A 7,018-nucleotide genomic window follows, 5' to 3' on the forward strand; every position below is an offset into this window, starting at 1 on the left:
GGTGCCCGGGGGCGCCCCGGGGGGGGCCCCCCCCTGCGACGTTCGGGGGGCCGGCCTAGAGGTCGGCGGTCGTCGTGGCGGTCTCCAGCGCGTGGAGCGAGACGTACCGCTGCCGCTGCACGAACGCCGAGCCCCGCCCCGCGCCGTCGTGCGGCAGCGGGGCGCTCAGCTCGCGGTGGTCCGGGTGCCCCGAAGTCGTCAGCAGGAAGACCTGGCAGCGCCCACCCGGCCGGTCCTCGAGCGACTTCTCGATCACGGTGGCGATCTTCCGGTCGAACCGGTCACCGGAGGCGCGCAGCCTGGCGGCTTCCCGCTCGGTCCACTCGACGTCGTCACGGCGGTGGAGCACTGCGGGCACCTCGGCCTTGATCTCCCGGTCGGCGTAGAAAGCCAGCCTCTCGATCGGCCGGAAGAACCGTCCTGCATCGCAGACGTACGCGGCGCACCCCGCGTAGAGGGGCCACGCCTGCTTGGCCGGGACCACGACCGTGTCAGCGAGCACCACGGGCTTCTTCCGGTACACGTCCATCACGCCACCGCACCGGTCCAGCCACCTGCCCGCGTTCACATCGATGCACGACGCGAGCGCGAGAACATTTCGGATCTCGAACGGGACGTCTACGTTCATCAGCGAATCGTGGTGGGCGATCCGATTCCGAAATTTCCTGACCCTTTCCACCGCGACCGCGACGTCCTTGCGCTTTCCGGACGAGTTCGGGAACGCGTGCCGCAGGCTCTGCCGCCACAGGTCCTCGTACTTGGTGCCCAGCAGGCCCGACCAGAAGCCGAAGTTCAACCCGGCGACGATCTGGTGGCGGGACTCCTGACCAGCCCTCCGAAGCCGCTCACGAACAGCCGTCACCGCGGTCTCGACGTTCTCCCCACCGGGCGTGGGCAGCAGGAACCAGGGTATTCCCCGCACGTCCTCGCGGTAGTGCTCACGCAGGCAGCGGTCGAGGGCGTTGCGGAGCAGGACCTCGACGTGGCCGACGACCTCGAAAGCGGCGGACGAGATCCGGGCGCTCCACTCGTAGAGCTCAAGCGCCTTTCCTTGATCATTTCCGGCGTTCGCGAAGTAAGGAGCCATTCGCGCCTCGGAGAGAAGACCCCACACGACGGACTCGTCGACCTCGACAGAAGACACCGGCGAATGGTATCGTCCCCTTCGAACGCCCCAGTGCCGCCTCTGCTCGCAAGCGCCTGGGGCTCCTTTTATTCCCGAACAATTCCCTCACGCCAACCGCGTGATCTCCACCGTCACCGCCAGCCCCGACGAGGCCCCGCCCGAGTAGATGCCCTTCAGCGGTGGCACGTCCGCGTAGTCGCGGCCGTGCGCCACCCACACGTGCCTGGGGCCCACCGGGATCGCGTTCGTCGGGTCGTGGCCCCACCAGCCGCCGGTCCACGCCTCCACCCACGCGTGGCTCTCGCCGTGCACCGTCTCGCGCACCGCACCGTCCGGCTTGGTGTGCAGGTAGCCCGACACGTACCGCGCGGGCACGCCCATCGCGCGCAGCAGGACCAGGGTCAGGTGCGCGAAGTCCTGGCACACGCCCTCCCCGGCGCGCAGCGCGTCGATCGCCGAGCTGTGCACCCCGGTCGTCCCCGGCTGGTAGCGCAGCCGCTCGTGGGCCCACGCGCTCGCCGCGAGCACCGCGTCCGCGGGCTGCCGCCCCTTGCGCAGCGAGCGCGCCACCGCCGTCAGCTCCCGGTCGACCGGCACGTACCGCGTCGGCCCCAGGAACTCGGTGTACCGGTCCAGCAGCGAGTCCGCCCGCAGGTCCGCCCACGTCGCGCTCCGGACCGGCTCCTCCTCGCCCCCGGTCTCCACCACCGACGAGGCCACGACCTTCAGCTCCACGTGCGGCGCGTGCAGGTCGAACGAGGTCACCTCGGTGCCCCAGTAGTCGGTGTACCGGTAGGCGCGGGTGGCGGGCGTGGTCTCCACCCTGGACACCACCACGTTCTGCCGCCGGTCGGCGCGCGGGGTCATCCGGGCCTCGTTGTAGGACTGGGTCACCGGCAGGTCGTACCGGTACCCGGTGGTGTGCACCACGCGCACGCGCCAGCTCATCTAGTGCACCTCGGCGTTCGTCCAGGCCACCCAGGGCGCGGTGTGGAAGTACTGCAGGGACACCGCTTCGCCGACCTCGCGCACGGTGGTCTGGAGGGCGGCGAGCCTGCGCGGCAGGTCGTCCAGCAGGTCGTGCGGGCGCAGGAACTCCAGGTCGCTGCGGGCCCGCCCGAGCAGCCGCAGCGCCTCGGCGCGCGCCCCGACGCGCACGGTCGGCTGGTGGTCGAGCTGCTCGAGGCACGCCTCGGCCTGCCGCAGCGCGTGGAACACCGAGCGCGGGAACAGCCGGTCCAGCAGCAGGAACTGCACGACGCGCCCGGCGTCCAGCGCGCCCCGGTAGGTGCGCAGGTAGGTGTCGTGGGCCCCGGCCGAGCGCAGCACGGTCACCCAGCCCGGCGAGGACGCGCGGTCGCCGACGCGGGACAGCAGCAGCCGCACGATCATGTCCACCCGCTCGACCGACCGCCCCAGCACCAGGAACCGCCAGCCGTCGTCGCGGCTCATCGTGGAGTCGGCGAGCCCGGCGAACATCGCGGCCCGCTCCTCCACGAACGCGAAGAACGCGTGCGGCCCCATGGCCCGCGCGTACGCCTGCCGCTCCTCCACGGCGTTGTACATGGCGTTGAGGCACTCCCACATCTCGGTGGAGACGACCTCGCGCGCGCCCCTGGTGTTCTCGCGGGCGCTGTTGACGGAGGCGACGATGGACCCGGCGTTGTCCTCGGAGTAGGCGACCAACTCGGTCAACGACCACACGTCCAGGCTCAGCCCGGCCGGTGGGGCGATGCCGAGGACGGCGAGCAGCCTGCGGCTGGTGCTGTCCGGGTCGACGGTGGCGTCCTCCAACAGCTGGTGCACCGAGACGTCGAGGATGCGGGCGGTGTCGTCGGCGCGCTCCACGTAGCGGCCGATCCAGTACAGCGACACGGCGTTTCGGGCGAGCATCAGGCCTCCTTCGTGGACTGCTGCTGCTGCTGTTGCTGCTGCTGGGCGGTGGTCAGCTCGGGCCCGCGCTCGGCCGCGGGCGAGTCGCCGCCGCCCTGCCGCACCAGCCCCGGCTCGGCCAGCTCGCGCTCCACGGTGGACGAGCGCGCGGCCAGCACCCAGGTGTCCTTGGAGCCGCCGCCCTGCGAGGAGTTCACGATCAGGCTGCCCTCCGGCAGCGCGACGCGGGTGAGGCCGCCGGGCAGCACGAACACGAAGTTCCCGTCGTTGACCGCGAACGGCCGCAGGTCCACGTGCCGGGGCGCGAGCCGGTCGCCGATCTTGGTGGGCACGGTCGACAGCTGCACCACCGGCTGCGCGATCCAGCCGCGCGGGTTGGCGCGGATGGTGCGGCGCAGCGCGTTCAGCTCCCGCGTGGTGGCCTGCGGGCCGAACACGATGCCGTAGCCGCCGGAGCCCTCGACGGGTTTCACGACCAGCTCGTCCAGCGAGTCGAGCACGTGGCCGCGCTCGTCGGGCAGCCAGCAGCGGTAGGTGTCCACGTTGGGCAGCAGCGGCTTCTCACCCAGGTAGTACTCCAGGATCTCCGGCAGGTAGGTGTAGACGAGCTTGTCGTCGGCGACGCCGTTGCCGACCGCGTTGGCGATGACGACGTTGCCCGCGCGGGCGGCGTTGAGCAGCCCGGCGACGCCGAGGACCGAGTCGGGGCGGAAGTGCACCGGGTCCAGGAACGTGTCGTCGATGCGCCGGTAGATCACGTCGACCTGCCGCTCGCCCTCGGTGGTGCGCAGGTAGACGAAGTTGTCGCGGCAGAACAGGTCGCGGCCCTCGACCAGCTCCACGCCCATCTGGCGGGCCAGCAGGGAGTGCTCGAAGTAGGCCGAGTTCGCGACGCCGGGGGTGAGCACGACCACGGTCGGGTCGGCGGCGTTGGGGGCGGCGGCGTTGCGCAGGGCGCGCAGCAGGTGCACGGCGTAGTCGCCGACCGAGCGGACCCGGTGCTGGGCGAACAGGTCGGGGAAGACGCGCGCCATGGTGCGGCGGTTCTCCATCACGTAGGACACCCCGGACGGGGAGCGCAGGTTGTCCTCCAGCACCCGGAACACGCCCGCCTCGTCGCGGACCAGGTCGACGCCGGAGACGTGCACGCGCACGCCGTTGGGCGGGTTGACCAGGGCGGCCTCGCGGTGGAAGTGCTCGCAGGAGGTGATGAGGCGGCGCGGGATCACGCCGTCGCGGACGATCTGCGCGTCGCCGTAGATGTCGGCGAGGAACATCTCCAGCGCGCGGACCCGCTGCACGATGCCGCGTTCGAGCTTGCTCCACTCCCCCGCCGTGATGACGCGGGGGATGAGGTCGAGCGGGAACGGGCGCTCCTGGCCGGACAGGGAGAACGTGATGCCCTGGTCGACGAAGGCGCGGTCGAGCGCCTCGGCGCGGGCGTTCAGCTCGGGCGCCCGCGAGGGGGCGATCGAGTCGTGGAGCGCGCGGTAGGCGGGGCGGACGGAGGCGTCGGCGCCGAACATCTCGTCGTACGCGCCCGCGTGGGGGCGCCGGGGGTCGAGGTAGCCCTCGAACAGCTCGCCGAGCCTGGCCTCGGCGCGTGGCCCCGTGCGACGCAGCTGCGAGGTGCGGGGTCGGCTCTCGTCCATGGTCCACATCATTGACGTGGGCTTACCCGGTTGGCATCACCCCGAAGCAGGTGGCAGCAGGACTGAAACACCGGGGAAACACGAGGTGATGTCAGGTGCTGCGGAAAGCGGTTTCCGGTGGTGGCGGGCGGTGGCGGGCCGGGTGGTCCGCGTGGAGTCCGGCGGCGGGCGGCGGTCGGGCGAGGGGGTGCGGCGGGACGGCGGTCGGGGTGCCTCGGGCGGGGGAACGGGGGTGTCCCCGGCGGTCGAGCGGGCGGGCGTCCCCCGACCGTCCGGTGTGGACACGGGTCGGGAACCAGCCGATCGGCCCAGCGGCGGGGACGGCCCGCGGGGCGCTTGCGGGACGGCCCGGCGGTCGCCCGGCCGGTCGCTCACCGACCGGCACGTCCGCCTGCCGTCCACCGGCGGCGCGGGTCCGACGCTCACCCGAGGTCGAGCTCCATCCGCCGGTGGTCGTGCTCGGCCGGTCCGACGTCGCGCCAGCCGAGGCGGGTGTAGAAGGCGCGGGCGCGGGTGTTGGGGGCGAACACGTGCAGCCACGCGGTGGTGTTGTCCGCGCCGCGCAGGTCGTCGAGCGCGGCGTCGTGCAGCGCGCGGCCGACTCCCGTGCCCCAGTGCGGCGGGTCGACCTGGAGCTGGAGCAGCTCCCCGTCGAAGCTGACCAGCGCGAAGCCCGCCGGGACGCCAGCCACCTCGGCGCAGGTCCACAGCCGGTCGCGCCGGTCGTAGTCGAGCCCCTTGGCGCGCAGCCCCTCGGCCCACTCGGCCAGCTCGGCCTCGGGCAGGTGCCCCTCGTAGTAGCTGCGGCGGGCGCGGACGTAGAGCTCGACGAGCGGGGCGGTGTCGCGCCCGATCGGCCTGCGCAGGATCGGTTCCACGGGAGTGGGACGCACCGCCCGGCGCACCGGTTTCCCCGCTCCCGCACCGGCCGCCCCGCCGGTCGCCCGCGAACCCGGAGTTGCGCGCACCCCCACCTCGGGTGCTATAAAAGTGATATCACTTTGCTAGAGCCGCCAAGGTGCGGAGGGGGAGAGGGGTGGCGCGATGAGCGTGACGACGAGCGAGGTGCAGGCGCGGATGCCGGCTCCGGCGGTGCGCGAGCACGAGCTGACGGGGGTGGGCGGCGCGATCGTGGCCGTGGTGGGCTTCCTGGCCGTGCTCGGCGGCGCGGGGCTCGTCGCCCTGGGGATCGTGCAGGCGGTCAACATCCCGCTGATCGTGGTGGGGGCCCTGGTCTCGGCGGTCGCGCTGGTGGTCCTGGGCGGGCTGTTCACGGTCGCGCCCGGCGAGGCGCGCGTGGTGCAGTTCCTGGGCCGCTACACCGGCACGGTGCGCGCCGACGGCCTGCGCTGGACGAACCCGTTCACCACGAAGGCGAAGGTCTCCACCAGGATCCGCAACCACGAGACGACCACGCTGAAGGTCAACGACGCGGACGGCAACCCGATCGAGATCGCCGCGGTCGTGGTGTGGCAGGTCGACGACACCGCGCGGGCGATGTTCGAGGTGGACGACTTCGTGCAGTTCGTGGCCACGCAGACCGAGACCGCCGTCAGGCACATCGCGACCAGCTACCCGTACGACAACCACGACGAGGCCGGGCTGTCGCTGCGGGAGAACGCGGACGAGATCACCGAGACCCTGTCGGTGGAGATCGCCGCGCGGGTCCAGGCGGCCGGGGTCAAGGTCATCGAGTCGCGGCTGACGCACCTGGCGTACGCGCCGGAGATCGCCCAGGCGATGCTCCAGCGGCAGCAGGCGGGCGCGGTCGTCGCGGCCAGGTCGCGGATCGTGGAGGGCGCCGTGGGCATGGTGCAGCTGGCGCTGGACCGGCTGGCCGAGGAGGACGTGGTGGAGCTGGACGAGGAGCGGAAGGCGGCGATGGTGTCGAACCTGCTGGTGGTCCTGTGCGGTGACAAGGCGACGCAGCCCGTGGTCAACACGGGGTCGCTGTACCACTGACGTGGCCGAGCGCAAGAGCGTCCTGCTGCGCCTGGACCCGGCGGTGCACGACGCGCTGACCAGGTGGGCGAACGACGACCTGCGCAGCACGAACGCGCAAATCGAGTTCCTGCTCCGCCGGGCCCTGGCCGAGGCGGGCAGGCTGCCCGGCGGAGCCGGAGCCCCGGCCCGCAGGGGCCGCCCGCGCAAGGCGGCGCGGAAGGACGACGAACCAGGACCGCAGGAACCCGATCCGACGACACCCCCGGAGCCGCCTCCCCGGAACGAGTGACTCCCGGTCGGGGGCTGGGGGGATCGGGGGAAGCAGGGGGGCGGCGCGCCCCCGCCCCACACCCCCCCCACGCGGGGCCCCGGCGCCGGCCCGGGGACCACCCCCCTCCCCGAC

The 7,018-nt window shown here is 72.6% G+C and carries 7 protein-coding genes; 2 read left to right on the plus strand and 5 right to left on the minus strand.

The features are described from left to right. Window positions 1-55 precede the first annotated feature (55 nt). From ACTUAL_RS06630 to ACTUAL_RS06650, 5 genes are all read right to left on the minus strand, one after another. Window positions 56-1,144: a hypothetical protein gene (locus tag ACTUAL_RS06630; protein WP_440899628.1), complete on the minus strand. Its 1,089-nt coding sequence runs from the start codon at window positions 1,142-1,144 to the stop codon at window positions 56-58. A gap of 87 nt (window positions 1,145-1,231) precedes the next feature. Beyond that, a complete protein-coding gene (locus ACTUAL_RS06635) occupies window positions 1,232-2,074 on the minus strand; it encodes a transglutaminase family protein (RefSeq protein WP_440899629.1) in 843 nt (280 codons plus the stop codon). After that, on the minus strand, window positions 2,075-3,019 hold the full coding sequence (locus tag ACTUAL_RS06640) for an alpha-E domain-containing protein (protein ID WP_440899630.1): 945 nt from the start codon (window positions 3,017-3,019) through the stop codon (window positions 2,075-2,077). Beyond that, window positions 3,019-4,671: a circularly permuted type 2 ATP-grasp protein gene (locus tag ACTUAL_RS06645; protein WP_440899631.1), complete on the minus strand. Its 1,653-nt coding sequence runs from the start codon at window positions 4,669-4,671 to the stop codon at window positions 3,019-3,021. Before ACTUAL_RS06645 ends, ACTUAL_RS06640 begins: the two co-directional genes overlap by 1 nt. Window positions 4,672-5,093: 422 nt before the next feature. Continuing rightward, window positions 5,094-5,549, minus strand: coding sequence for a GNAT family N-acetyltransferase (locus ACTUAL_RS06650; protein WP_440899632.1), 456 nt, complete (start codon window positions 5,547-5,549; stop codon window positions 5,094-5,096). Window positions 5,550-5,715: 166 nt separating this feature from the next. Here ACTUAL_RS06650 and ACTUAL_RS06655 point away from each other — a divergent pair, with 166 nt between their 5' ends. Continuing rightward, on the plus strand, window positions 5,716-6,633 hold the full coding sequence (locus ACTUAL_RS06655) for an SPFH domain-containing protein (protein WP_096491875.1): 918 nt from the start codon (window positions 5,716-5,718) through the stop codon (window positions 6,631-6,633). A 1-nt stretch (window position 6,634) separates the two neighbouring features. After that, complete coding sequence (locus ACTUAL_RS06660) at window positions 6,635-6,904, plus strand: hypothetical protein (RefSeq protein ID WP_096491874.1); 270 nt, start codon at window positions 6,635-6,637, stop codon at window positions 6,902-6,904. Window positions 6,905-7,018: the final 114 nt, after the last annotated feature.

The sequence above is a fragment of the Actinosynnema sp. genome (assembly GCF_052038725.1).

Excerpts from the sequence above, each read along its gene's own strand:
- ACTUAL_RS06645 (WP_440899631.1), bottom strand. The coding sequence starts at position 4,671 with ATGGACGAGAGCCGACCCCGCACCTCGCAGCTGCGTCGCACGGGGCCA.
- ACTUAL_RS06655 (WP_096491875.1), top strand. The coding sequence starts at position 5,716 with ATGAGCGTGACGACGAGCGAGGTGCAGGCGCGGATGCCGGCTCCGGCG.
- ACTUAL_RS06635 (WP_440899629.1), bottom strand. The coding sequence starts at position 2,074 with ATGAGCTGGCGCGTGCGCGTGGTGCACACCACCGGGTACCGGTACGAC.
- ACTUAL_RS06640 (WP_440899630.1), bottom strand. The coding sequence starts at position 3,019 with ATGCTCGCCCGAAACGCCGTGTCGCTGTACTGGATCGGCCGCTACGTG.